Source organism: Isoptericola sp. NPDC019693 (assembly GCF_044389085.1).
GTDB lineage: Bacteria > Actinomycetota > Actinomycetes > Actinomycetales > Cellulomonadaceae > Isoptericola.
This window is the reverse complement of record NZ_JBIRXP010000005.1, coordinates 312,489-336,699: the sequence shown is the minus strand read 5'-3', so window position 1 is coordinate 336,699 and position 24,211 is coordinate 312,489. Positions and strand designations below refer to the sequence as shown.

Sequence of the window (24,211 nt, the reverse complement as noted above, 5' to 3'; positions counted from 1 at the left end):
TGCGCCACACGGCCTGCCTCTAGGAGGGTGGCCCCGCGAAACGTTATCGACCGGGGCAGCGTGGCCCCGGCCCGCGTGTGAGCCAACGGAGGCATCATGACCGACCTTTCCACGGGAGGACCGCCACCCGGCGAGACCGAGTACCAAAGGGTGCAGCGGTCGGACGAGTTCCAGGGGTTGCGGCGCGCCTTCCGGAACTTCGTGTTCCCGATGACGGCGCTGTTCCTCGTCTGGTACTTCGTCTACGTCCTGCTGGCCAACTACGCCCACGACTTCATGAGCATCCGGTTGGGCGACAGCAACATCACGGTGGGCCTGCTGTTCGGGCTCGGCCAGTTCGTCTCGACGTTCGCCATCACGATGCTCTACGCCCGCTGGGCGAACAAGAAGTTCGACGCGCGGGCGGACGCGCTGCGCCGTGAGATCGAGGAGGGCGAGCTGTGAGCGAGACCGGCACCGACATCGGCAACCCATGGGTCAACATCGGCATCTTCGGCGCGTTCGTCCTGGTCACCCTGGTGATCGTGTTCCGGGCGTCGCGGCAGAACAAGTCCGCCGCCGACTTCTACGCCGGCGGGCGTAACTTCACCGGCCCGCAGAACGGCACCGCGATCGCCGGCGACTACCTCTCCGCGGCGTCGTTCCTCGGCATCTGCGGGGCCATCGCGCTCAACGGCTACGACGGCTTCCTCTACTCGATCGGCTTCCTCGTCGCGTGGCTCGTGGCGCTGCTGCTGGTGGCCGAGCTCCTGCGCAACACGGGCAAGTTCACGATGGCGGACGTGCTGTCGTTCCGGCTGCGGCAGCGCCCGGTCCGGATGGCGGCCGCCCTCGCGACGCTCCTCGTGGTCTTCTTCTACCTGCTCGCGCAGATGGCTGGCGCCGGCGGCCTCGTCGCGCTCCTGCTGGGCGTCGACAGCCGGGCCGGGCAGAGCCTCGTCATCGCCGTCGTCGGCGCGCTGATGATCCTTTACGTGCTGGTCGGCGGCATGAAGGGCACCACCTGGGTGCAGATCATCAAGGCCGTGCTGCTCATCGCGGGCACCGCCATCATGACCGTCTGGGTGCTCGCGAAGTTCGGCTTCAACCTCTCCGACCTGCTCGGCGGCGCCGTGCAGGCGGCCGGCGCGGGCGGCGAGACGCTGCTCGAACCGGGCAGGCAGTACGGCGCGGACGGCACCTCCAAGCTGAGCTTCCTCTCCCTCGCCCTCGCCCTCGTGCTCGGCACGGCGGGCCTGCCGCACGTGCTCATGCGGTTCTACACCGTGCCGACGGCCAAGGAGGCCCGGCGCTCGGTGGTCTGGGCGATCTGGCTGATCGGCATCTTCTACCTGTTCACGCTGGTGCTCGGCTACGGCGCGGGCGCGCTCGTGGGACCGGAGGCGATCAACAACGCGCCCGGCGGAGTGAACTCGGCAGCACCGCTGCTGGCCTTCGCGCTGGGCGGCGAGGTCCTGCTCGGGCTGATCTCCGCGGTCGCGTTCGCGACCATCCTGGCCGTGGTCGCCGGCCTGACCATCACCGCGGCGGCGAGCTTCTCGCACGACATCTACGCGAACGTCATCAAGAAGGGGAAGGTCAACGCCGACTCCGAGGTGCGGATCGCGCGCTGGACCGTCGTCGTGATCGGCATCGTCGCCATCGTGGGCGGCATCTTCGCCCAGAACCAGAACGTCGCGTTCCTCGTGGCGCTCGCGTTCGCCGTGGCGGCGTCGGCCAACCTGCCGACGATCGTGTTCTCGCTGTTCTGGAAGCGGTTCAACACCTCGGGCGCGCTGTGGAGCATCTACGGCGGGCTGATCTCCTGCATCGTGCTGATCGTGCTGTCGCCCACGGTGTCCGGGAACGAGAAGGCCATGTTCCCGTCGGCGGACTTCGACATCTTCCCGCTGACGAACCCGGGCCTCGTGTCCATCCCGCTGGGCTTCCTGCTCGGGATCATCGGCACCTACCTGTCCAAGGAGAAGCCGCACCCGGAGAAGTTCGCCGAGATGGAGGTCCGCTCCCTGACCGGCGCCGGCGCCGAGAAGGCCGTCGCCAAGCACTGACGACGTCGACCGGGTGCACAGCGCCCGTGCGTCGGGCCCCGTCGAGACCCCGGTCTCGGCGGGGCCCGCCCGCTCCCCGCCCACTAGGCTCGGGCCGTGACCACGACGAAGCGCATCGGACTCGCCACCTGCCGGGCTCTGCCCGGCCTCGACGCCGACGACCGTCCCCTGATCGAGGAGCTCGCGGACCGGGGTTTCCGTGCGGAGCCCCTGGTGTGGGACGACCCGGACATCGACTGGTCGGACTTCGACCTGGTGGTCGTCCGCTCCACCTGGGACTACTCGCCCCGGCGCGACGAGTTCGTCACGTGGGCGCGGAAGGTGCCACGCCTCGTCAACCCCGCGGACGTCATCGCCTGGAACACGGACAAGGGGTACCTGCGCGTCCTCGAGGAGGCCGGGATCCCGGTCATCCCGACGATCGGGCTGGACCCGGCGCGGCACCTGTCCAAGCGCGCCGTGCACACGCGGATGCCGGCCTTCGGCGACTTCGTCGTCAAGCCGGTGGTGGGCGCGGGGGCCAAGGACGCCGGCCGGTACCAGCCGGTCAGCGCACAGTCACGGGCCCTGGCGATCAGCCACGCGGTCGGGCTGCTCGACGCCGGGCGCGCCGTCATGATCCAGCCCTACGTGACGTCCGTGGACACGGCGGGCGAGACGTGCCTCGTCTTCGTCGACGGCGAGCTGCGCCACGCGGTGCGCAAGGAGGCCCTGCTCACGGGCCCGAGCAGCGACACGGACGAGCCGTTCCTGCGCGAACGGATGATGCCCGCCGAGGCGACGGAGGAGCAGGTGGACGTGGCCCGTCGGGCGCTCGCCGTCGCCGCCGAGCAGCTCGACCTCGACCGGCCGCTGCTGTACGCGCGCGTCGACCTCGTGACCCGGGACGACGGCACGCCGATGGTCATCGAGCTCGAGCTCACCGAGCCGTCGCTGTGGTTCCAGCACGACCCGGAGGGCGTCTCGCTGGGAGCGTTCGCCGACGCGATCGCGGCGCGCGTGGCCTGAGCCGGCGCGCCGCGACCACGTCGGGCGGTCAGGTGGGGCGACCCGTCAGGCGAGGCCGTTCTCCTCGAGCCAGCCGGAGGCGATGTCCTCGGTGGAGCTCTGCTCCTCGGTGGACTGGACGTTGAGCTCCACGAGCCCCTCGGGCGTGAGGGCGGCGCTCACGGGGTCGAGGACGTCGGCGACCTGGTCGGCGACGTCCTCGGAGACCAGCGGGACGACGTGCGAGGCGAGGAACAGCGCCTCGGGGTCCTCGAGGGTGACGAGGTCCTCGGTCTGGATGCGCGGGTCCGCGGTGAACACGTTCGCGACGTCCACCGTCCCGGCCACCAGGTCCTGGACGGTGGTGTCGCCGGTGGCCTCGAACTTCACGTCCACGCCGTAGACGTCCTTGAGACCCTTCGGGCCGTACGGGCGCTGCTCCAGCTCGGCCGGACCACCCAGCGTGAGGTCGTCCACGCCGGCCAGGTCCGCGATCGTGGTCAGGCCGTGCTCCTCCGCGAAGGCCGACGTCACGGTGTAGGAGTCCTGGTCGGTCGCGGGGGACTGCTCGAGCACGGTCAGCCCGTCCGGGAGCGCCTCCTGGAGGGCGGCGTACACGTCGTCGGTGGACGTCGCGGTGGTCTCGGGGTCGAAGAACTGCAGCAGGTTGCCCGTGTACTCGGGGAACACCTGCACCTCGCCGCTCTCGAGGGCGGGCATGTAGGCGTCGCGCTGGCCGATGCTGAAGTTGCGCTCGACGGTGAAGCCGCCGGCCTCGAGCGCCTGGGCGTAGATCTCGGCGACGATCTCGTTGGAGTAGTACGCCTGGGACCCGACGACGATCGTCCCGGACGCCGCCGTGCCGTCCCCGCCGGAGTCCGGCTCGAGCGGGTCGGACCCGCCGCCGCAGGCGGTGAGGGCGAAGAGTGCCGTCGCGGCGGCCGCGACGGTCACGGTCCTGCGTCGTGTGATGCGCATGATGGTGCCTCTCTCAGGTCAGATCAGGTCACGTCGGGTCGGGTCGGCGCCGGGGCGGGCTGGGTGCCCCGGCGGTGGCGGGTGGGTGCGTCCGGGGCCGCGCGGCCGGCCGCGACGCCGCGGGGGACGACGGCGCGCTCCAGGAGCGCGAACAGCAGGTCGAGGATCACCGCGAGCACGACGATCACGAGGGCCGCGCCGAGGATCTGGGAGAAGTCGCGCAGCTGGATGCCCTGGACGATGTAGAAGCCGAGGCCCCAGTTGCCGACGTACCCGGCCAGGGTGACGGTGGCGACCACCTGGAGGGTCGCCGACCGCAGCCCGCCGATCAGCAGCGGGAGGCCGAGCGGCACCTCCACGGTGCGCAGCACCTGCCCGGGCGTCATGCCGACGGACCGGGCGCCGTCGACCACGCGCCGCTCCACCGCCTCGACCCCGGCGTAGGCCCCGGCCAGGATCGGCGGGATCGCCAGGAGCACGAAGGCCGTGGTCGACGCCGCGACCTTGTGCGTGACGCCCAGGACCAGCACGAGCAGCAGCACGAGCCCGAACGACGGCACGGCCCGGGCGGCGCCCGAGAGCGCGACCGCGATCTCGCGCCCGCGACCCGTGTGGCCGATGAGCCAGCCGGCGGGCACGGCGAGCAGCGCGGCCAGGAGCACGGAGACGAACGTGAAGGCGAGGTGCGTCCCGATGGCCTCGGAGAGCGGCAGCGCCCCGGACGCGCGGTCCGGGGAGAAGATCCAGGCGATGGCGTCCGCGAACAGGTTCATGCGCCCGCCCTCCGCCGCGTCCAGGGCAGCAGCACCCGCCCGAGGAGGACGAGCAGCCAGTCCACCAGCAGGGCGACGACCACGACCGCCACGACCCCGGCGAGGATCTCGGCGACGATCTGGCGCTGGTAGCCGTTGGTGAAGAGGTAGCCCAGGTTGTCGATGCCGATGAGGATCCCCACGGTGGCCAGGGAGATCGTCGACACCGCCGTGACGCGCAGGCCGGCGAGGACGACCGGCCCCGCGAGCGGGAGGTCGACCTGCCAGAACCGGCGCCAGGGGCCGTAGCCGACGGCCACGGCCGCCTGCCGCACGGTGGGCTCCACGGAGGCGAGGGCGTCGGCGACGAACCGGGTCATGATCGCGATCGCGTAGATCGTCAGCGCGACGATGAGGTTGACCTCGGACAGGAAGCTGATGCCGAGCAGCGGCGGGAGCAGCGCGAACAGGGCCAGCGACGGGATCGTGTACAGCAGGCCCACCAGCGTCAGCACGAGACCGCGGGTGAGCCGGAACCGGAACGCGAGCCAGCCGGCCGGGATCGACACGAGGAGCCCCAGGAGGATCGGCAGGGCGCTCTGGCGCAGGTGCTCGACCGTGAGCCGACCGATGAGGTCGAGGTTGTCGGCGACCCAGGTCACGGGGCGTCCTCGACCAGCACGCCCTGGGTCCGACCGGCGGTGTCGACGAGCACGGTGCCGCGGTCGGTCTCCTTCGGCCGCAGCGCGCGCGTGCCGCGCTCGACGCCGATGAAGCTCGCGACGAAGTCGCTCGCGGGCGCCTCGATGATCTCGCTCGGGGTGCCCGCCTGGGCGACCTTGGCCCCGGTCTCGAGGATGACCACCTGGTCGCCGAGCAGGAAGGCCTCGTCGATGTCGTGCGTGACGAAGACGATCGTCTTGTTCAGCTCCTGCTGGAGGCGCAGGGTCTCGGTCTGCAGCTCGGCGCGCACGATCGGGTCGACGGCGCCGAACGGCTCGTCCATGAGCAGGATGTTGGGGTCGCCCGCGAGGGCGCGGGCCACGCCCACGCGCTGCTGCTGACCGCCGGAGAGCTGGCTCGGGTAGCGCTCGGCCAGCGAGCGGTCCAGGCCGACCACGTCGAGCACCTCCAGGGCCCGTTCCCGGGCGCGGGCCTTCGGCGTCCCCTCCAGGCGCAGCACCGTCATGACGTTGTCGAGCACGCGGTGGTGGGGGAGCAGCCCGCCGTTCTGCAGGACGTACCCGATGCTGCGCCGCAGCTTCACGGGGTCGCGGTCGAGCACCGAGGTGCCGTCGATCTCGACCGTGCCCGCGGTGGGGTCGACCATCCGGTTGATCATGCGCAGCAGCGTCGTCTTGCCGCTGCCCGACGAGCCCACGAGCACCGTCGTGCGGTGCGGCGGCACCACGAGATCGAAGTCCGCGACCGCCACCGTGCCGTCGGGGTACGTCTTGGTGACCGACCGGAACTCGATCATGGGCGGTGCCTCCGTCCTGGGGTGGGGGAGCACGGGCGCGGGCCCGACGTGCTCCGACGCCCTAGCCGACCACATCCCCGCCCTCGACGCGAGGGAGCCGGGCGGTCATGTCGCGGATCGGGGCACGAAACGACGAGAGGCCCCGCGGCGTCCGACGGGACGCTGCGGGGCCTCTCCTGGTGGGGTGGCTAACCGGGCTTGAACCGGCGACCTCCTGGACCACAACCAGGCGCTCTACCGACTGAGCTATAGCCACCACGGCCCTGTGACTGCGACGGAGCCGAAGCACCGGGCCGTCGAAAAGTGTACATGCTCCGCGGGGCGGTTCAGGCCTCCGTGCGGTGCCGGGTGACGGACGTCTCGCTGACACGCTCGGCGACCGCCCGCGCCGTCTTCGTGTCCGGGCCGGGCTGCGGCACGAACAGGGCCTCGCGGTAGTACCGGAGCTCGTCGATGCTCTCGAGGATGTCCGCGAGCGCCCGGTGCCCGCCGTCCTTCTTGGGGGCCGCGAAGTACACGCGCGGGTACCAGCGGCGGGCGAGCTCCTTGATCGACGACACGTCGACGATCCGGTAGTGCAGGTGACCCACCAGCCCGGGCATGTCCCGGTCGAGGAACATCTTGTCCGTGCCGACGGAGTTGCCGGCCAGCGGCGCCTTGCCCGGGTCGGGCACCCACTCGCGCACGTAGTCGAGCACCGCCTGCTCGGCGTCGGCGAGCGTCATGCCGCCGTCGAGCTCCTCGATCAGGCCGGACGTCGTGTGCATGTCGCGGACGAAGTCGTTCATCTGCTCGACGGCGGCCGCGGGCGGCGCGATGACGACGTCCACCCCCTCGCCGAGCACGTTCAGCTCGGAGTCCGTGACCACGGCGGCGACCTCGACCAGGGCGTCCGCGCGCAGGTCCAGGCCGGTCATCTCGCAGTCGATCCACACGATGCGTTCGTTCGGGTTCGCGGGGCTCACGGGGCAAGCCTACGGTCCGCGCGCCGCGGCGACCGCTGACATGACTTCTGACATGACCGCTGACATGACCGCTGACATGACGAGGGCCCCGCTGCTCCGGACGGTTCGTGGAACGGTCCGGGCCGCGGGGCCCTCGTGGCGGTGTCGTCGCCGGGTCGATACCCGGCGGGCGCTCGCCCGGCGGGTGTCATGCGGTGAGCCGGTCGAACAGCATCCGGGAGAGTCCGGTGCGCTGCCGACGGGCGTGCGGCTGCCGGAGCTGCTTGCGCTGCTTCTGCAGTCGGCGGACGGTGCGTTCGCGCTCGGCCTCCTCGAGGCGCTCGCGCTGGATGACCTGCACGAGAAGCAGGTTTTCCGGGGGGAACATGGTGATGGTGTCCTTCGTGACGTGGGGTCGTCGGTCCGGGCCAGGGACCACCCGTGCGACCGGTGTCTGACCGGCCGCGCGTCACCGCGGTGCATGGACGAGTCTGCCGGGACGTCGTCGTCCGGCGCACGGCTTTTTCCCAGGGCGTGGGCACAGCCCACGATGGCCGTGCGCCATCGCTGCAGATCGGTGCCCCCGGCAGGATTCGAACCCGCGACCCGGTCATTAGAAGTGACCCGCTCTATCCAGCTGAGCTACGGAGGCAAGCGGCCCGAGTTTAGCCCAGCACGTGCTGGTCGCGGCCGCGCGGGCGGGCCGTGTGGGGCTGGCGATCGGACGACGGACAGTCACCGTGACCGGACACGGGACGCGGGTGTGGCGGTTCGCTACGCTCACGGCTCGTGACCGCAGACGACCGCCGAGAGCGCTCCTCGGTGAGTCGCCGGAGGTCGAGACGCGACGCGGGCCAGCTCGTCGGGCTCGGGGTGGTGCTCCTCGCCGGCGGCGTCTGGCTGAGCCTCGGCGGCTCGTTCGTCGGGGGTGGGGCGGTGGTCCTGTTCGCGGTCGCCCTCATGATCTCCGGGCTCGTGATGCGAACCGACGCCCGGACCGACGGCGGGAACCCGACCATGACGGCCGGACGACTGGTCGCGATCGGTGTCGCCTCGTGCCTGATGGCGCTCGCCTCCGCGGGCTTGGTCGTCCTGGCAGTCGTGCACCCGGAGGAGCTCTCGTACCGCACCTCGCCGTGGGTGACGTTCTGCGCGGGGGTGGCGGGGTTCGGCTTCTTCGGAGCCGGGACCGTGGTCGCGGTGATCCGCGCGGTCCGGGGAGGGCGGCGCGGGGGCGAGGGCCGACGCTGACGGCCGTCAAGACTGCGACCGGTGGGCAGAGGTGTCCGGGCGGTCGGCGTTCTCGCCCCGCACGGCGCGCGCGTTTGGCACGGAACGCGCCAGCGGGAAGGATGTGCCCGTGACACCTTCCCTGGAGACCCGCGCCTCCCGCCGCGCCGCGAGCAGGAAGGACGGCGGGGCGGGCGAGGAGATCGGCGTCACCGTCCACGACGTCGCACGAGACCTGCGTCGTGACGTCGCGGCGGTCGAGCTCCCGCTCCCGATCGAGGGGGCCGAGGAGGCAGCGGCGTCCCGCGACCGGCTGCTCGCACAGCTCGACGAGCACCTGCTGCCGCGGCTCAAGGAGCTCTCCTCGCCGGCGGTCGTCGTCGTGGCCGGGTCGACCGGTGCGGGCAAGTCCACGCTGTACAACTCGCTCCTGGGCGAGGCGGTCTCCGAGGCGGGCGTCCTGCGGCCCACGACGCGCGAGCCGGTGCTGGCCCACCACCCGGCGGACGCGGACGTCATGGCGCCCGGCCCGGTCGCGGAGCTGTCGCGGGTGGTGCAGCACGAGGGCGTGCCGCGCGGGACGGCGCTGCTGGACGCGCCCGACCTCGACTCGTTCGTGCAGCAGAACCGTTCGACGGCGCAGCAGCTGCTCGAGGCCGCGGACCTGTGGCTCTTCGTCACGACGGCCGCGCGCTACGGCGACGCGCTGCCGTGGCAGGCGCTGGCCCGTGCCACGGAGCGAGGCGCGTCGGTGGCGATGGTGCTCAACCGGGTGCCGAAGGAGACGCTGACGACGGTGCGCGGCGACCTGCTGCAGCGCCTGCGCGAGCACGGCATGACCGACGTCCCGCTGTTCGTGGTCCCCGACGTCGGGCCCCACGAGGGGCTGCTCGACCCGTCGGTGGTGCAGCCGGTGCGTCGGTGGCTGACCATGCTCGCCGGCCCGGACCGCTCGCGGGCCGTCGTCGTGCGCACCCTCAAGGGCGCGCTGGGTGCGCTGCCCGGCTGGGTCACCTCGCTCGCGGACGCGATCGACGCGCAGCAGGAGGCGACGCACGTGCTGCGCCGTCGCGTCACGGAGGAGACCCCCGCGGCGGAGCAGCTCGCCCGTGACGCCGTCGGGGCGGGCGTGGTGGCCGGGGCGTCGGTCGAGGCGCGGTGGCGGGAGCTGTCGGGCACGGTCGGCGTCGACCGGGTCAAGGTCCGCGGCGACCGCGCCCGCAGCACGCGCCGGGCCGGTCGCGCGCGGGAGGCCGCGCTCGAGGGTCTCCGCTCCGACGTCGTCGACGCCGCGACGCGCACGCTCGCCGCGTCCGGCGCCCGGGTGGAGGAGCGGCTGCGCGCGGTCCTCGCCGGGCCCGGCGCACCGGCCGGCGGCGAGGCCGTCGCGCCCGACGGCGCGGTGCGCACCGCGGCGCGCGAGGCCGACGTGCCGGGACGGGTCGCGCAGTGGGCCGATCGGTCGGACGCCGTCGTCGGTGAGCTCGCCGCCGACCCGGCGGCCGGCCCGCGCGTCGAGGCGGCCGTCAAGGCGTTCGGCGCCCGGGGGCTCGCGACGCTGTTCCTCGCCTCGGCCGCGGGCAGCGGCGACGCCGACCGCCTGCTGGGACGTGTCCTGGGGGACCTGGCGGAGGCGCCCGTCGCCACGTTGCGCGAGGACCTCGGCGACCGTGCGGCCGCCGTCGTCGACGCCGAGGTGCAGGCCGTCCTGGACGACCTCGGTCCGTCCGAACCCGCCGACGACGCGGCCGCGGGGCTGCGCGTGCGGCTCGCCGAGCTCAGGAGGCTGACATGACCGAGAGCCCGTCCCACGACGCGACGCTGCGCGCCCGCACCGAGGACCTCGCGCAGGCCCTCGAGATCGCCGGGCCGCGCCTCGACGACGCCACGTCGCGACGGGTCACGGCCGCGGTCGAGGGGGTCCGCGAGCGGCTCGCGCTCGGCGTCGACCACACCGTCGTGGCGTTCGCCGGCGGGACGGGCTCGGGCAAGTCCAGCCTGTTCAACAAGGTGTCGCGCCTGAGCTTCGCCGACGTCGGGGTGAAGCGGCCGACGACCGCGCGCGTCACGGCCTGCTCGTGGTCGGACGGCGCGGAGGCGCTGCTCGACTGGGTGGGCGTGGACCGCGAGCGCCGCATCACCCAGGGCGGGGAGCTCGACGGCGAGGACGAGGAGAAGCTCGCCGGGCTGGTGCTGCTCGACCTGCCCGACCACGACTCCGTCGAGCCGGCGCACCGCGAGGTGGTGGACCGGGTGCTGCCGCTCGTCGACCTGCTGGTGTGGGTGGTGGACCCGCAGAAGTACGCCGACGACGCGCTGCACTCCGGCTATCTCCGGGAGTCCGTCGGCTCCGAGTCGTCGATGGTCGTGCTGCTCAACCAGGTGGACACGGTGCCGGACGCGCAGCGGGGGAACCTGCTGGCCGACCTGGCGCGCCTGCTCGAGGACGACGGGCTGACCGGCGTGTACGTGCAGGGGGTGTCCGCGAGGACGGGCGAGGGGATCGACCGGGTCCGGGGGCTGCTGGAGGAGGCGTGCGCGCGCAGGTCGGTCGCGGCCGGACGCGCGGCGGCCGAGCTCGACGCCGCGGCGCGGCTGCTCCTGGCGCAGACTCCGGCGGAGGTCCCGTGGCAGATGGGCCCGGCCGTCGAGCGGGAGCTGGACGCGCTGGTGGCCGCGACGGGGCTGGACGCGGTCGCGAGCCAGGTGGGCAACGCGGTGCGCAACGGCTACGGCCGGCCCGAGGTGCCCCCGCCGGACCGCGACGCGGTGGCGCTGTCCCGTGCGCGCTGGCTGACCCGGGCGGGTGCGTCGCTGCGGCCGGGCTGGCAGCGGTCGCTCGCGTCGTCGGTCGCCGGGGCGGACCAGCTGCGCACCGCGGTGGCCGGGGCGTTGCGCGGCGTCGCGCTCGACACCCGGGGCCCGGCGGCGGCCCGCGCGCTGCGCCGTACGGCGTGGGTGCTCGGCGGCCTCGCCGCGGTGGCCCTGGTGCTGGGTGTCCTCGCCCTCACGGGCGTGCTCGACCTCGCCACCCCCTGGCCGGCCGTGGTGCTCGCGCTGGCGGGCGTCCTGGCCGTGGCCGCGGTGGTGGTCGCCCTCGCCGGGGCGGCGTCGCGCCGGGCCCTGGCGCGCAAGCGGGAGCAGGCGGTGGCGTCCGCGGGCCGGGCGGCGCTGGAGCGGGTGCTCGCCGAGGGGCTCGGCGAGCCGACCCAGAAGCTGCTCCACGACCACCGTCGGGTGCGTGAGCTCGCCCAGGCGGCGACCGAGCTGCCGACGTCGCAACCGCTCACCGGGTCGTTGAGGCTGCCCACAGGCCACGAGCTGGAGCCGTCGTCCACAGCAGGGCAGAAGACGGGGGCGCACCGGGCCTCGGGCGACTGATCCTGGGGGCCCGTCGGCGCGTGCCGACGGCCGGACCCAGGAGGAGCGCATGAACGAGGTCAGCATCACGGTGAACGGGTTCGTCGGGACGAAGCCGACGCTGAACCGGTCCGACGGCGGGGTGGAGTGGACCACCTTTCGGGTGGCGAGCACCCGGCGGGTGCGCGACCAGCGCAGCGGCGAGTGGTCCGACGGCCAGACCCTGTGGTTCACGGTGAAGTCCTTCCGCTCCGGCGCCCGCAACGTGGCGGAGTCGTTGGCGCAGGGCGACCCGGTGGTCGTCACCGGCCGTCTGTCCACCGAGGAGTGGACGGACAAGGAGGGCAAGGACCGCTGGCAGCTGGTGATCGACGCGTACGGCGTCGGGCCCGACGTGACCCGCGGGCTGGCCCGGTTCACGCGCGTGGTCGACCGCACGGAACCCGAGGACGCGCCGGAGCCCGATCGGGAGCCCGAGCCGGTGCCGGTCGGCGTGTGAGGCCCGGGGTCGCGTAGGCTGGTGGACCGGCCGCCATGCCGGTCCTCCAGCCCGCCCGCTGGAGCCTCGAACCTCTCGGACCCGATCCCTCGGGTCCGCCGCGCGATCGAACGGTGGAAGCAGAGCCAGTGGCTGAGTTCATCTACTCCATGTACAAGGCGCGCAAGGCGCACGGCGACAAGGTCATCCTCGACAACGTCTCGCTGAACTTCCTGCCCGGCGCCAAGATCGGCGTCGTCGGGCCCAACGGCGCCGGCAAGTCGACCATCCTCAAGATCATGGCCGGCCTCGAGCAGCCGTCCAACGGCGAGGCGCGCCTCTCCCCGGGGTACACGGTCGGCATCCTCATGCAGGAGCCGCCGCTCAACGAGGACAAGACGGTGCTCGGCAACGTCGAGGAGGCGGTCGGCCCGCTCAAGGCGAAGATCGACCGCTTCAACGAGATCTCCGCGCTCATGGCCGAGCCCGACGCCGACTTCGACACCCTGCTGGCCGAGATGGGCACGCTGCAGGAGGAGATCGACGCCGCCGACGCGTGGGACCTCGACTCCCAGCTCGAGCAGGCGATGGACGCCCTGCGCTGCCCGCCGCCGGACGCAGACGTCAAGGTGCTCTCCGGTGGTGAGCGCCGCCGCGTCGCGCTGTGCAAGCTGCTGCTGGAGAAGCCCGACCTGCTGCTGCTCGACGAGCCCACCAACCACCTGGACGCCGAGTCGGTGCTGTGGCTCGAGCAGCACCTGGCCACCTACCCGGGCGCCGTCCTGGCCGTGACCCACGACCGCTACTTCCTCGACCACGTCGCGGAGTGGATCTGCGAGGTCGACCGCGGCCGCCTCTACCCGTACGAGGGCAACTACTCCACCTACCTGGAGAAGAAGCAGGCCCGCCTCGAGGTGCAGGGCAAGAAGGACGCCAAGCTCGCCAAGCGCCTCAAGGACGAGCTCGACTGGGTGCGCTCCAACGCCAAGGGCCGCCAGACCAAGTCGAAGGCGCGTTTGGCCCGCTACGAGGAGATGGCCGCGGAGGCGGAGCGGACGCGGAAGCTCGACTTCGAGGAGATCCAGATCCCCGCCGGCCCGCGCCTGGGCAGCGTGGTCCTGGAGGCCAGCAACCTGCAGAAGGGCTTCGACGGGCGCCAGCTCATCGACGGCCTGAGCTTCACGCTGCCGCGCAACGGCATCGTCGGCGTCATCGGCCCGAACGGTGTCGGCAAGACCACGCTGTTCAAGACGATCGTCGGCCTGGAGCCGCTGGACGGCGGCGACCTGAAGGTCGGCGAGACCGTCAAGATCTCCTACGTCGACCAGTCGCGTGGCGGCATCGACCCGAAGAAAACGCTGTGGGAGGTCGTGTCCGACGGGCTCGACTTCATCAAGGTCGGCAACGTCGAGATCCCGTCGCGCGCCTACGTGGCGTCGTTCGGCTTCAAGGGCCCGGACCAGCAGAAGCCCGCGGGCGTGCTGTCCGGCGGTGAGCGCAACCGCCTCAACCTGGCGCTGACGCTCAAGCAGGGCGGCAACCTGCTGCTGCTCGACGAGCCCACCAACGACCTCGACGTCGAGACCCTCGGCTCGCTGGAGAACGCGCTGCTCGAGTTCCCCGGCTGCGCCGTCGTGGTCTCCCACGACCGGTGGTTCCTCGACCGCGTCGCGACGCACATCCTCGCGTACGAGGGCACGGAGGAGGACCCGGCGAACTGGTACTGGTTCGAGGGCAACTTCGCCTCGTACGAGGAGAACAAGGTCGAGCGCCTGGGCGCCGACGCCGCGCGCCCGCACCGCGTGACGTACCGCAAGCTCACGCGCGACTGAGCCCGCGCTCTCCGCGCACAGCGCGACGCCCCCGGCATCCCACGGTGCCGGGGGCGTCCTGCGTCCGGGAAATGCGTGGGGCACGGGTCTGCTCGTCGGCGATACTCCTGCGATGGACGTGACCACCGCCCGCACCCGACCCGTCTGGCCCGACCTGCCCGCCGTCGTGCGCGCGGGGATCGAGGCGCGGCTCGGGGCGCCGGTGACGGGGTGGACCAGTCACGACGGCGGGTACTCCCAGGGCCTGGCGTCCACGCTGCGCACCGACCACGGAGCGGTGTTCGTCAAGGCGGTCGGTCCCGAGCACTCCTTCACGGTGGGCCTGTACCGCCAGGAGGCGGAGCGCTCGGCCCTGCTGGGCGAAGGCGTGCCCGCGCCGCGCCTGCAGTGGCTCGCCGAGCTCGGCGTCGAGGAGGGAGCCGACTGGGTCGTGCTGGCCTTCGACGCCGTCGAGGGCCGTGCGCCGGCGCACCCCTGGCGCGAGGACGAGCTGCGCGCGGTGCTCGACCTCGCGGTCGAGGTGGGGACGCACGCCCTCGGCGCGGAGGTGCTGCCCGAGTTCGCCGACGAGCTGCCCGCGCAGCTCGTCGGGCGGCTCGCGGCGGAGCGCCCGGGTGGCCTCGCGTCGTACGACCCGTGGCTCGCCGGGCAGCTGGACCGCCTCGCGACCATCGAGCTCGAGGCGCCGGCGGCCGTCGCCGGCGACCGCCTCGTCCACGGGGACCTGCGCGGCGACAACGCGGTGCTCGTCGAGGGCGGGCGTGGGCGCGGCCCGAACGGGCTGCGCGCGCTCGCCGTCGACTGGGCGTACCCAGGACGGGGCGCGGGGTTCTGCGACCTGGTGGGCATGCTGCCTGCCGTGCAGGTCGAGGGCGGCCCGACGCCGGAGGAGGCGCTGCGCCTGCGCCCGCTGCCGGCAGGGACCGACGCCGACGCCGTGACGGCCTACCTCGTCGCGCTCACCGGGTACTTCGTGCACTCGTCGCTGCAGCCGCCGGTCCCGGGGATCCCGCACCTGCGGGCGTTCCAGCGCGCCCAGGGCGAGGCGTGCGTGGCGTGGCTCCGCCGTCGCCTGGGCTGACGGGCCGGACAGGAGGCGCGTCAGGACGACGCGAGCGGTAGCTCGCACACGTCCGAGTAGCCCTGGCTCTGCACGCCCGCGGCGGAGTACGACCGCGCCCGCATGTTCTCGACGGCGACCATCTCGGTCAGCTCGACCATCGCGGGGGAGCCGTCTTGAGGGTGGGGTCGAGCGACTTCCACCGCCCGATCTTCATCTCGAGCCCGAACATGGCGCGCATCGCGCGCGGGTGGTGAGCGAGGACGTACGCGCTGTCGGGCACCTGCCCGAACGTGCGCCGCGCGTACCAGGCGACGGCGCGGCCGTACAGGTCCGTGAGCTCCTTGCGGGGGATGCGGAACGTGCTGGTCACCTGCTGCCTCCAGGGGTCCGGTGGGCCGGCGCGCGGCACGCCGTCGTGCCGTCCCATTCCACCGCGGATCGGGCCGTCCGGGGCGGTCGGGTGCGTCATCTCACAGGTCGGCTCTGCACGGATCGTCCCTGATGGGCACACTGGGCACATGACCGACCCGGACACGCCCCCCGTCCCCGACCTGCGGGACGAGGCAGCGGCCCGGGAGCTGGTCGACGCGCTCGAGACGCTGCGGGCGCGGCTCGGCGCGCTGCGCCTGCCGCTGGAGACGCCCGGTGTCGGCGCCGCGCGGGCCGACCTGCACCAGGCCACCGACCAGCTCGACGACTACCTGCTGCCGCGCCTGCGGGCGGAGCGCGCGCCGCTGCTGGTCGTCGTCGGCGGCTCGACGGGCGCGGGAAAGTCCACCCTGGTCAACTCGCTGCTCGGTGAGCCGGTCTCGGCACCCGGCGTCCTGCGCCCCACCACCCGCGCACCCGTCCTGGTGCACCACCCCCTGGACGCCCGCTGGTTCACCACGGACCGGGTGCTGCCCGGCCTGGCGCGCGTGACGTCGGCGGGGCACCCGTCAGACGCTCGGCCCACCGAGCCGAGCCCGCGGACCGACCCGCCCGGGGCCGAGGGGTCCGCGGCGTTGCGGCTGGTCGCCAGCGAGGCGCTGCCGCAAGGGCTCGCGCTCCTGGACGCGCCGGACATCGACAGCGTCGAGACGGCCAACCGTGAGCTGTCCGCCCAGCTGCTGGGCGCTGCCGACCTGTGGCTCTTCGTCACGACGGCCGCCCGGTACGCGGACGCCGTGCCGTGGGACCTGCTCGCCCAGGCGGCGCGGCGCCGGGCGCAGGTCGCCATCGTGCTCGACCGTGTCGACCCCGGAGCGGAGGTCGTGGCCGACGACCTGCGCCGCATGACGGAGGAGCACGGGCTGGGCGACGCGCGCGTCTTCGTGCTCGGCGAGGCGGCCGAGCAGGGGCCCGGCGCCCTCGTCGACGGCCTGCTGCCGGAGGCCGAGGTCGCCGAGGTCGCGACCTGGCTGTCGGGGCTGGGCGGCGACCCGGAGGCCCGGGCACGTGTCATCGCCGCCACGCGCGACGGCGTCGTCGACGACCTCGTCCGGCGCGCCGTCGCGCTCGCGGAGACCGCAGACGGGCAGGAGGTGGCCGACGCCCGGCTGCGCGACGCCGTCCGCAGGTACCACGCGGAGGCGCTGGAGCAGGTGGAGACCGCGACGTCCGACGGCGCGCTGCTGCGGGGAGAGGTGCTGGCCCGCTGGCAGGACTTCGTCGGGACGGGCGAGTTCTTCCGCTCCGTCGAGGCGGGCGTGGGGCGCGTGCGGGACGCGGTGGCGCGGTTCTTCCGCGGCCGCCCCAAGGAGGCGCCGCAGGTGGAGCAGGCCATCGCGCACGGGCTGGAGTCGGTCATCCTCGACGCGGCGGAGCAGGCCGCCGAGCGCACCTTCGCGGCCTGGCGGGGCGACGGCGCGGGCGCAGCCCTCCTGGACGGCCTCGACCTGGCGCGGGTGCCCGCCGCGCTGCGCACCGAGGTCGCGGAGCAGATCCGCGGCTGGCAGGACGACGTGCTGTCCCTCGTGCGCGAGCAGGGAGAGTCGCGACGCGGCACGGCCCGCGCGGTCTCCTTCGGCGTCAACGCGCTCGGCGTCAGCCTCATGGTCATCGTCTTCGCCTCGACCGCCGGCCTGACGGGCGCGGAGATCGGCATCGCCGGCGGCACCGCGATCGTCGCCCAGAAGCTGCTCGAGGCGGTCTTCGGGGACGAGGCGGTGCGTCAGCTGGCGGCGCAGGCGAAGGAACGGCTGAACGGCCGTGTCGACGCCGTCCTGCGGGGCCAGGCCGCCCGGTACACGGCGCAGCTCGACGCCCTGGGCACCCGGGAGACCGGCGCCGGCGGCGTCCGGGACGCCGCCCACCGCGTCGCCGCCGCAGCCCGCGCCGAGCGTGCGGCGCGGGTCGCGCCGCCGGAGGGCGCCACCCGCCCGTGGAGCGGCGGGTTGCTGCGCGGCGCCGGCTCCTTCCGGCCGCCCGAGACCCCCGCGGGGCCCGAGGCGACGGCCGCCCCCGACGAGGAGGCCACGGCGCGGCGGGGTGGTTGGTGGTCACGGCGACGGTCGCGCGGGCGGCGCGAGGAGGGGGAGCAGTGAGTCGGATCGACCTCGCGGACCGGACCGCGGCGCTGGAGACGGCGATCGTGGCGGCGAGCGGCCGGCTCGACCGGGAGCTGCTCGACGACGCCCGCGGCGTGGTGAAGCGCGCCCGCGTCCGCGGCGGGCTGTCCGCGGAGCACACGGTGGTGGCGCTCGCGGGAGCGACCGGCTCGGGCAAGTCGAGCGTGCTCAACGCCGTCGCGGGCTCCGAGATCGCGACGGTGGGCGTGCGCCGGCCGACCACGTCCCACGCCGTCGCGGCGGTCTGGGGCGACGGCGCGGGCCCGCTGCTCGACTGGCTCGAGGTCAAGCGGCGCGAGGAGATGGCGGTGCCCGATGACGACGAGGCGGAGCGCCCCGCGCGGCGCGGGCTCGCCCGGCTGCGGGGTCGGCGCGCCCCCGCGGGGATCTCGACGGGGCTGGTGCTGCTCGACCTACCCGACCACGACTCGGTCGTCGTCGAGCACCGGGTGCGGGCCGAGCGTCTCGTGGAGCGGGCCGACCTGCTGGTGTGGGTGGTGGACCCGCAGAAGTACGCCGACGCTGCCCTGCACGAGCGCTACCTGCGCCCGCTCGCCGGGCGGTCCGAGGTGGTCGTGGTGGTGCTCAACCAGACCGACCGGCTGGCCGACGCGGAGACCGACGCGATGCTCGCCGACCTGCGCCGGCTGGTCGCCGCCGACGGGCTCGACGGCGCCCGCGTGCTCGCGGTGTCCGCTGCGACCGGGCGGGGGATGGACCAGCTCAAGGGCCTGCTCGCGGAGGCAGCCGCGCGTCGCGAGGCGGCGACCGCGCGGCTCGCGGCCGACGCCCGCGCCGCGGCGCAGCGCATCGCGGACGCCTGCGGCCCCAGCCCCGCGTCCCGGGCCGGGGAGCGGGCGGCCGACGAGCTCGTGGACGCGCTCGAGGCCGCCGCGGGGGTGCCGACCGTCGCCGACGCCGTGGCGGCCACGCACCGGCGCGACGCGCACCTGGCCACGGGCTGGCCGGTGACCCGGTGGGTGTCGCGTCTGCGGCGGGACCCGCTGCGGCGCCTCGGGCTGCGGCGACGGCCCGACGGGTCGGCCTCCGACGGCGCGGCTGCCGAACGCCCCGAGCTGGTGCGCAGCTCCCTGCCGACGACGCGCCCCGCCGTGCGTGCGGCCGCGGCGTCGGCCGTCCGCCGGTACGTCGACGAGGTGACGAGCGGCGCCCCCGACCCCTGGGTGCTGGTGGCACGCGCCCGCGCGCAGGACGCGATCGACCGGCTGCCGGGCGACCTGGACCAGGCGGTCGTCGGCACCCGGCTCGAGGCGGCGCGCCGGCCCCGCTGGTGGGCCGTGGTGGGGGCGCTGCAGTGGCTGTTCCTCGCGGCCGCGGTCGTCGGGCTGCTCTGGCTCGCTGCCGCCGCGGTGGTGGAGTACTTCCGGCTCCCGCCCCTCGTCCTGCCGGTGCTGACGCTGGACCTCACGAGCTCCGGCGGGGGAGTGCTCGAGATGCCGTGGCCGACCCTGCTCGCGCTGGGCGGGCTCGTCGTGGGCCTGCTGCTCGCGCTCGTCGCGCGGGCCTTCACGGCGTGGGGCGCGCGGCGCCGCGCGGCCCGTGTGCGCCGTCGGCTGCGCGAGTCCGTCTCGGCGGTGGCCGACCGGATGGTGCGCGTGCCGGTGGGGGACGAGCTCGCGGCGCTGGCCCGCTGCCGGGCGGCGGCGGCGATCGCGGCGGGCTGACCCGGATTCCGGCGCGCGGCCGGGGCCGTGCGACGATGCGGACCATGACCCGTCTGCACGTGCCCGTCCCTCTGCGCTGGTCGGACCTCGACGCCTACCAACACGTCAACAACGTTGCGATGCTCCGCCTCCTGGAGGACGCGCGCATCACGGCGTTCTGGCGGCACCCTGAGGCCGCGGACGGCGAGGAGTGGCCCACGGCGGTCCTCGACACGGGCCCGCACGCCACGTCGCACACGCTCGTGGCCGGGCAGCAGATCGAGTACCTGCGCCCGCTCGCCTTCTCCCGCACCCCGGTCCGGGTCGAGATGTGGATCGGTTCGATCGGCGGGGCGAGCCTGGAGGTCTGCTACGAGGTGCACGACGGCGTCCCCGGCGGCTTCGACCGCACGGGGCCGGCGTCCGGTGGCCAGGCGTACGTCAAGGCGGCGACGACGATCGTCGTCGTCGACGCCGCGACCGGTGCCCCGCGCCGCATCGCGGACGAGGAGCGCGCGGCCTGGAAGGCCTACCTCGAGGAGCCGGTGACCTTCCGACGCCGCGGCTGACGTCGAGGTAGTCCGAGCCGTGCCGAGGTAGTCCGCACTGTGCCGAGGTAGTTCTCCCCGTGTCGAGGTAGTGGTCTGGTCCACTACCTCGACGCGGTTCGAACTACCTCGGCACGGGGAGAACTACCTCGGCAGGATGGTGACTACCTCGGCGAGGTCAGCTGCAGGACAGCGGGCCGGCCGCGGGCGCGGTGCCGTTGGCGACGAAGCCCACCGTCGCGGACGCACCCGGGGCCAGGTCGGCGTTCCACGCCGCCCCGGTGATGGTGCCGCCCGAGAGCACACCGCCCCACAGGTTCGTGGTGGACAGCCCCGCCGGTGCGGTCACCGACCACCCCGGGGCACCGTCGTCACCCGCGGTGACCACGATCTGCCCCTGGTAGCCGCCCGACCACGAGTTCGTCGTGGAGTACACCGCCGTGCACGCACCCTCGACCGGACCCGGACCACCGTCGTCCGCGCCCGTGGTCACGCTCACCGGGGCGGACGCCGCCGAGACGTTGCCCGCCGCATCCCGCGCCGTGACCGTGATCTCGTAGGTGGTGTCCGGGTCCAGGCCGGTCAGCGTGGCGGACGTCGTCGTGGACGTCGTCGCGGCCTCGCCGTCGACCAGCACGCTGTAGCCCGTGACCCGGGTGTCGTCCGTCGACGCCGACCAGCCCACCGTCACGCTCGTGCCGTCCGCCGTCGCCGTCACGCCCTGCGGCACGCTCGGCGCCTCGGTGTCGGGGTCCGGGTCCGTGCCGGGGTCGGTGCCGCCGTCGCCGATGGCCGGGTACGCGTTGGTGACGAGCATCTCGAACTGCGCGTCGAACCACTTGCCCGACAGCGGCGCGTCGGGCAGCGCCCCGGTGAGGAGGCCGCTCAGCTTGGGCGAGTTGAACGTCGGGTCGCACATCCGGTCGAAGTGCTTGCCCTCGTCGTTCGGGATCTCCTTCGACGACCCGTCGGACTCGCCCGGGGGCTTGACCCACACGAACGCGTCGAGGTGCGACTCGGGGTAGCCGGCCGGAGTGGCCTGCGGCCGCTCGCCGATACCCGCACCGGCGGGGTTGCACCACGCGCCGCGGTGGTTGCGGCGGTCGACGCGGGACTCGTCGACGTAGGTGTTCAGGTCGGTCGACGTGCTCTCCGCCGTCGGCCGGTCGGGCCCGCCCCAGCCGTTGCGGGAGGTGTCGATCAGCATGCCGATCGAGGACGGGAAGCCCTCGGCGACGAGCAGGTCGTACAGGTGCGCGGTCCAGTCCGTCTCGTCGAAGTCGGCGTTCCACTCGTAGAACTCCGCCTGGCGCACGAAGCCGCCGCTGCCGAAGTTCCCGTCCTCGAGGAACGGCTCGGCCAGCGGCGTCGAGTTCGCCGTGTTGGTGACGAAGCCGGCCACCGAGTCGAAGCCCGCCTCGGTGCTGCCGACGACGTCGGCGAAGAGCTGCGCCGCGGGCTGGGCGTTGTTCGGCCAGCCGAGCCAGCCGGCGTGCGCGGCGTCGATGTAGCTGTACACGTTGCCGACGTCGTGCAGGCGGTCCAGCGCGTACGCGACGCCCTCGCGGTAGTACGGCGCGGCCTGCTGGCACAGCGGCTCGCTGCTGTTGGTCACGAGGTTCGGCAGCGAGTCCGGCTCGACGGTCGCCACGATCCGCAGGTCGTCGTAGGCGGGGTCGTCGAGGATGTCGACGATGGCGTCGATGTACTCCGTCTTGTAGCGCTCCATCCCGGCGTCCGTCGCGGGCAGCTCGCCGTTCGACGCCAGGGCGTAGCAGTCGCGTCCGGGCAGGTCGTAGATCACGACATTGAAGACGAGTGGTGTGTCGCCCTGCTTCTGCGCGACGGCCGCGTCGAGGTGGGTCCGCAGCCCGGGCCCGTCGGCGTTGCCCTCGATGGCGCTGATGCGGTCCATCCAGACGGACGTCGGCTCGTTCGCGATGGCGCGCATCGAGTCGCCGAGTGAGCCGCCGGCCCGGTCCGCGGCGGCCGTGACGTTGTCCGACCAGTACGCGTTGACATACTGGTCCGCGCCCGCGAACGGGTTGTCGACGCGGGGCTCGGCGGCACCCGCCGAGTTCGCGGCCGCGAGCGGCGCTGCGACGAGCGCCGCGACCGCGGCCGTGGTGGCGGTGGCACGGCCGCGGTGCCGTCCCCGTACCGGCGCACCCTTGCGCCGTTCCCTAGCTGATCGCACAGGAGCCTCCTGGATCGTCAGTGTCCGGGCACCGTGGCGGCGGCGGTGCCGCCCGGCGAGCCCGGCGTCGGGCCGTCGGCGCCGACGACCCCAACCTGGCAACGGCCGGCGCCCGGGGACAGCGCACGAAACGTTTAAGCGACGTCCTCGCGGCGGTGAGGACGCTCCGCGGCACCGAGACGGAACGGGCGAGGGCCCGTGGGTGCGGACGAGGAAACCCTGACAAGCGTGCTTGTCATTAAGGCAAGCGTGCTTTACCTTCGTGGCCCATGACGAACATGAGGGTGCGGGACTGGACAGGCGTCGTGACGGGCACCGTGGCGTGCGTCGCGGGCGCGGTCGCGGCCGGAGTGCTGCACGCGCGCGACTCGCTGCCGGCGTGGGCCGGGTGGGCGCTCGCCGTCGTCGCGATCGGAGGGCTGGTGCTGCTGGTCGCGACGACTGTACGGACTCTGCTGCGCGGGGATACCGAGGGGGTGGAGCGTCAGGATGCGGCGCGTGCCTCGATGGTGGCCGTCCTGGCGACCGTCGTCGCGGGTTTCGGGTACTCGCTGCTGGAGGCGTTCGCCGGTCTGCCGCGTGTCACCGCCGCGGTACCCGCCGCGTTCGCGGGTCTGACGTGGATGATCGCGTTCTCCTGGAACCGAGCGGCCGGTGAGCAGCGGTGATCGCCAACCGGCTCCCCGTGCTGCGCGCGGAGCGTCGGTGGAGTCAGTCCGAGCTCGCCGAGCGGATCCACGTGTCGCGCCAGACGGTCGTCTCCTTGGAGAACGGTCGGTACGAGCCGTCCCTGAAGATCGCGATGCGTCTGTCAGCGGTGTTCGAGCGGTCGATCGAGGACATCTTCACCGCCGACCCGGAAGACATCTCGCTCGTGCGCAGGGAGTGACAGGGCGACCATCATCGGCTGCGGCTTGACCGCCCGCGGCGCGGCGGCGTCAGGTACCCGGTAGGGCGGCAGCTCCCGAGGCCGGCGCGGGGGCGGTCGATCCTCGGATCACGAGACGCGCGACGGCGGGCGGTGTGGCGGCGCCGGCCTCTCCGCCGCCCAGCAGCGGGCGGACGACGACGGCGGCCGCGGCACCGAGCTCCGCCCAGGGGCGGGCCACGGCGGTCACGGCGGGGTGCACCAGCCGGCAGGTGGCGGAGTCCTCGAGCACCAGCACGGACAGGTCCCACGGCACGGTCAGGTCGCGGCGGCGGGCGGTCTCGAGCACGGCGAGCAGGGCGACGTCGCCGTCGGCGACGACGGCGGTGGGGCGGTCGCCGGTGGCGAGCAGCCGTGCCGCACCGGCCGCGGCGTCGTCGACCGTCCGATAGGCGACCCGCTCGACCGGGGTGCCGCGTCCCGCCTCCGTGCGGGAACCCTCGGGCGCGCCGAGCGCGTCGAGGAGCGTCGCCGCCGGCTCGCCGTGCTCGTCGCGCGCGAGGAGCGCGACGCGCGTGTGCCCGAGCTCGCGCAGGTACTGCGCGGCACGCTGCTCGGCGTTCCCGGCGAACCAGACCGCCGCACCGGCGCCGGGCCCGCTCGCGCGCGGCGGGCCGAGGGGCACGAGGGGGACCCCGCCCCGGTGGGCCGCGCGGTCCCGCGGGTCGTCGCGCGTCAGCCCCGCCACGACGAACGCGGCATGGCGCCGCTCGGTCCACGCGTGCTCGAGGTCGCGGGCGGCGGCGTCGCGGTCGGGGGCGACGTCGACGACGACGTCGGTGGCGGGCGCGTCGTCGCCCACCCGGAGCGCCGACCGCAGCCCGAGGGCGACGTCGGTGGCCCGGGCGGCCTCGGCGGGCCCGACCGCCTGGACCGACACGCTGTGCGGCGCAGAGCGCAACGACCGGGCGGCGGCGCTCGGGCGCCAGCCCAGGTCAGCGGCGGTGCGCAACACGTGGCGGCGGGTGCGGTCGGAGACTCCGGGCCGTCCGTTGAGGGCGTAGGAGACGACGGCGATCGACACGCCCGCGGCGCGGGCGACGTCGGTGATGGTGATGCGTCGGCTGCCGACGGCGGGCGCGGGCCCCGGACGGCTTGGCGTGGTCACGCTCCCACACTGTGCCGGGAATCGGTGCACAATGCACCCGGGAACGTGCACGGTACTCGACGGCG

23 protein-coding genes and 2 tRNA genes are annotated in these 24,211 nt (G+C 73.9%); 14 read left to right on the top strand and 11 right to left on the bottom strand.

Annotation, left to right across the window (positions count from 1 at the left end; genetic code table 11):
* Nucleotides 1-96 precede the first annotated feature (96 nt).
* The 3 genes from ACH436_RS16685 (at nucleotide 97) to ACH436_RS16675 (ending at nucleotide 3,056) form a co-directional block, all read left to right on the top strand.
* Nucleotides 97-444: a DUF485 domain-containing protein gene (locus ACH436_RS16685; protein ID WP_430561308.1), complete on the top strand. Its 348-nt coding sequence runs from the start codon at nucleotides 97-99 to the stop codon at nucleotides 442-444.
* Complete coding sequence (locus ACH436_RS16680; RefSeq protein WP_430561307.1) at nucleotides 441-2,048, top strand: cation acetate symporter; 1,608 nt, start codon at nucleotides 441-443, stop codon at nucleotides 2,046-2,048. The genes ACH436_RS16685 and ACH436_RS16680 overlap by 4 nt, the downstream gene beginning before the upstream one ends.
* Before the next feature lie 96 nt (nucleotides 2,049-2,144).
* On the top strand, nucleotides 2,145-3,056 hold the full coding sequence (locus tag ACH436_RS16675; protein ID WP_430561306.1) for a RimK family alpha-L-glutamate ligase: 912 nt from the start codon (nucleotides 2,145-2,147) through the stop codon (nucleotides 3,054-3,056).
* A gap of 45 nt (nucleotides 3,057-3,101) precedes the next feature.
* On the opposite strand, the gene ACH436_RS16670 is transcribed toward ACH436_RS16675, so the two are convergent.
* From ACH436_RS16670 to ACH436_RS16635, 8 genes are all read right to left on the bottom strand, one after another.
* Entirely contained in the window at nucleotides 3,102-4,013 is a 912-nt protein-coding gene (locus ACH436_RS16670; protein ID WP_430561305.1) for an ABC transporter substrate-binding protein, read from the bottom strand.
* A 23-nt stretch (nucleotides 4,014-4,036) separates the two neighbouring features.
* Nucleotides 4,037-4,786: an ABC transporter permease gene (locus ACH436_RS16665; protein WP_430561304.1), complete on the bottom strand. Its 750-nt coding sequence runs from the start codon at nucleotides 4,784-4,786 to the stop codon at nucleotides 4,037-4,039.
* Complete coding sequence (locus tag ACH436_RS16660) at nucleotides 4,783-5,427, bottom strand: ABC transporter permease (RefSeq protein ID WP_430561303.1); 645 nt, start codon at nucleotides 5,425-5,427, stop codon at nucleotides 4,783-4,785. The genes ACH436_RS16665 and ACH436_RS16660 overlap by 4 nt, the downstream gene beginning before the upstream one ends.
* Nucleotides 5,424-6,245 carry an ABC transporter ATP-binding protein gene (locus ACH436_RS16655; RefSeq protein ID WP_430561302.1) on the bottom strand — a complete coding sequence of 274 codons (822 nt, stop codon included), beginning with the start codon at nucleotides 6,243-6,245 and terminating at the stop codon, nucleotides 5,424-5,426. Before ACH436_RS16655 ends, ACH436_RS16660 begins: the two co-directional genes overlap by 4 nt.
* Nucleotides 6,246-6,425: 180 nt before the next feature.
* Nucleotides 6,426-6,501: transfer RNA gene (locus ACH436_RS16650), tRNA-His, on the bottom strand.
* 70 nt (nucleotides 6,502-6,571) lie between these two features.
* Nucleotides 6,572-7,210: an oligoribonuclease gene (gene orn, locus ACH436_RS16645; protein WP_430561301.1), complete on the bottom strand. Its 639-nt coding sequence runs from the start codon at nucleotides 7,208-7,210 to the stop codon at nucleotides 6,572-6,574.
* A gap of 187 nt (nucleotides 7,211-7,397) precedes the next feature.
* Entirely contained in the window at nucleotides 7,398-7,577 is a 180-nt protein-coding gene (locus ACH436_RS16640) for a hypothetical protein (RefSeq protein WP_430561300.1), read from the bottom strand.
* Nucleotides 7,578-7,767: 190 nt separating this feature from the next.
* A tRNA-Arg gene (locus ACH436_RS16635) sits at nucleotides 7,768-7,841 on the bottom strand.
* Between the two features lie 137 nt (nucleotides 7,842-7,978).
* Here ACH436_RS16635 and ACH436_RS16630 point away from each other — a divergent pair.
* From ACH436_RS16630 to ACH436_RS16605, 6 genes are all read left to right on the top strand, one after another.
* The gene (locus ACH436_RS16630; protein ID WP_430561299.1) at nucleotides 7,979-8,440 is read left to right on the top strand and encodes a hypothetical protein; all 462 of its coding nucleotides are present in this window, start codon (nucleotides 7,979-7,981) and stop codon (nucleotides 8,438-8,440) included.
* Between the two features lie 109 nt (nucleotides 8,441-8,549).
* Nucleotides 8,550-10,214, top strand: a complete 1,665-nt coding sequence (locus ACH436_RS16625) for a GTPase (protein WP_430561298.1) — start codon at nucleotides 8,550-8,552, stop codon at nucleotides 10,212-10,214.
* Nucleotides 10,211-11,800 carry a GTPase gene (locus ACH436_RS16620; RefSeq protein WP_430561297.1) on the top strand — a complete coding sequence of 530 codons (1,590 nt, stop codon included), beginning with the start codon at nucleotides 10,211-10,213 and terminating at the stop codon, nucleotides 11,798-11,800. Before ACH436_RS16625 ends, ACH436_RS16620 begins: the two co-directional genes overlap by 4 nt.
* A 49-nt stretch (nucleotides 11,801-11,849) precedes the next feature.
* Entirely contained in the window at nucleotides 11,850-12,278 is a 429-nt protein-coding gene (locus ACH436_RS16615) for a single-stranded DNA-binding protein (RefSeq protein WP_430561296.1), read from the top strand.
* Nucleotides 12,279-12,406: 128 nt separating this feature from the next.
* Nucleotides 12,407-14,089 carry an energy-dependent translational throttle protein EttA gene (gene ettA, locus ACH436_RS16610; protein WP_430561295.1) on the top strand — a complete coding sequence of 561 codons (1,683 nt, stop codon included), beginning with the start codon at nucleotides 12,407-12,409 and terminating at the stop codon, nucleotides 14,087-14,089.
* Nucleotides 14,090-14,201: 112 nt separating this feature from the next.
* Complete coding sequence (locus tag ACH436_RS16605; RefSeq protein ID WP_430561294.1) at nucleotides 14,202-15,170, top strand: aminoglycoside phosphotransferase family protein; 969 nt, start codon at nucleotides 14,202-14,204, stop codon at nucleotides 15,168-15,170.
* A gap of 127 nt (nucleotides 15,171-15,297) precedes the next feature.
* Here the strand turns inward: ACH436_RS16605 and ACH436_RS16600 are convergent, their stop codons facing one another.
* Nucleotides 15,298-15,522 carry a hypothetical protein gene (locus tag ACH436_RS16600; RefSeq protein WP_430561293.1) on the bottom strand — a complete coding sequence of 75 codons (225 nt, stop codon included), beginning with the start codon at nucleotides 15,520-15,522 and terminating at the stop codon, nucleotides 15,298-15,300.
* Between the two features lie 148 nt (nucleotides 15,523-15,670).
* Here ACH436_RS16600 and ACH436_RS16595 point away from each other — a divergent pair, with 148 nt between their 5' ends.
* The 3 genes from ACH436_RS16595 to ACH436_RS16585 are packed head-to-tail and all read left to right on the top strand — an operon-like array spanning nucleotide 15,671 to nucleotide 19,934.
* Complete coding sequence (locus tag ACH436_RS16595; protein ID WP_430561292.1) at nucleotides 15,671-17,677, top strand: dynamin family protein; 2,007 nt, start codon at nucleotides 15,671-15,673, stop codon at nucleotides 17,675-17,677.
* Nucleotides 17,674-19,386: a GTPase gene (locus ACH436_RS16590; protein WP_430561291.1), complete on the top strand. Its 1,713-nt coding sequence runs from the start codon at nucleotides 17,674-17,676 to the stop codon at nucleotides 19,384-19,386. Before ACH436_RS16595 ends, ACH436_RS16590 begins: the two co-directional genes overlap by 4 nt.
* A gap of 44 nt (nucleotides 19,387-19,430) precedes the next feature.
* On the top strand, nucleotides 19,431-19,934 hold the full coding sequence (locus ACH436_RS16585) for an acyl-CoA thioesterase (RefSeq protein ID WP_430561290.1): 504 nt from the start codon (nucleotides 19,431-19,433) through the stop codon (nucleotides 19,932-19,934).
* Between the two features lie 157 nt (nucleotides 19,935-20,091).
* On the opposite strand, the gene ACH436_RS16580 is transcribed toward ACH436_RS16585, so the two are convergent.
* A complete protein-coding gene (locus ACH436_RS16580) occupies nucleotides 20,092-22,110 on the bottom strand; it encodes a glycoside hydrolase family 6 protein (RefSeq protein WP_430561289.1) in 2,019 nt (672 codons plus the stop codon).
* 269 nt (nucleotides 22,111-22,379) lie between these two features.
* Here ACH436_RS16580 and ACH436_RS16575 point away from each other — a divergent pair, with 269 nt between their 5' ends.
* Both ACH436_RS16575 and ACH436_RS16570 read left to right on the top strand, forming a co-directional pair.
* Nucleotides 22,380-22,778 carry a hypothetical protein gene (locus ACH436_RS16575; protein ID WP_430561288.1) on the top strand — a complete coding sequence of 133 codons (399 nt, stop codon included), beginning with the start codon at nucleotides 22,380-22,382 and terminating at the stop codon, nucleotides 22,776-22,778.
* Nucleotides 22,775-22,999: a helix-turn-helix transcriptional regulator gene (locus ACH436_RS16570; protein ID WP_430561287.1), complete on the top strand. Its 225-nt coding sequence runs from the start codon at nucleotides 22,775-22,777 to the stop codon at nucleotides 22,997-22,999. Before ACH436_RS16575 ends, ACH436_RS16570 begins: the two co-directional genes overlap by 4 nt.
* 49 nt (nucleotides 23,000-23,048) lie before the next feature.
* Here ACH436_RS16570 and ACH436_RS16565 read toward each other — a convergent pair whose 3' ends face one another.
* Nucleotides 23,049-24,146, bottom strand: coding sequence for a LacI family DNA-binding transcriptional regulator (locus ACH436_RS16565; RefSeq protein WP_430561286.1), 1,098 nt, complete (start codon nucleotides 24,144-24,146; stop codon nucleotides 23,049-23,051).
* Nucleotides 24,147-24,211: the final 65 nt, after the last annotated feature.

Excerpts from the sequence above, each read along its gene's own strand:
- ACH436_RS16620 (WP_430561297.1), top strand. The coding sequence starts at position 10,211 with ATGACCGAGAGCCCGTCCCACGACGCGACGCTGCGCGCCCGCACCGAG.
- ACH436_RS16640 (WP_430561300.1), bottom strand. The coding sequence starts at position 7,577 with ATGTTCCCCCCGGAAAACCTGCTTCTCGTGCAGGTCATCCAGCGCGAG.
- ACH436_RS16615 (WP_430561296.1), top strand. The coding sequence starts at position 11,850 with ATGAACGAGGTCAGCATCACGGTGAACGGGTTCGTCGGGACGAAGCCG.
- ACH436_RS16685 (WP_430561308.1), top strand. The coding sequence starts at position 97 with ATGACCGACCTTTCCACGGGAGGACCGCCACCCGGCGAGACCGAGTAC.
- ACH436_RS16585 (WP_430561290.1), top strand. The coding sequence starts at position 19,431 with ATGACCCGTCTGCACGTGCCCGTCCCTCTGCGCTGGTCGGACCTCGAC.
- ACH436_RS16670 (WP_430561305.1), bottom strand. The coding sequence starts at position 4,013 with ATGCGCATCACACGACGCAGGACCGTGACCGTCGCGGCCGCCGCGACG.
- ACH436_RS16595 (WP_430561292.1), top strand. The coding sequence starts at position 15,671 with ATGACCGACCCGGACACGCCCCCCGTCCCCGACCTGCGGGACGAGGCA.
- ACH436_RS16575 (WP_430561288.1), top strand. The coding sequence starts at position 22,380 with ATGACGAACATGAGGGTGCGGGACTGGACAGGCGTCGTGACGGGCACC.
- ACH436_RS16605 (WP_430561294.1), top strand. The coding sequence starts at position 14,202 with ATGGACGTGACCACCGCCCGCACCCGACCCGTCTGGCCCGACCTGCCC.
- ACH436_RS16655 (WP_430561302.1), bottom strand. The coding sequence starts at position 6,245 with ATGATCGAGTTCCGGTCGGTCACCAAGACGTACCCCGACGGCACGGTG.
- ACH436_RS16665 (WP_430561304.1), bottom strand. The coding sequence starts at position 4,786 with ATGAACCTGTTCGCGGACGCCATCGCCTGGATCTTCTCCCCGGACCGC.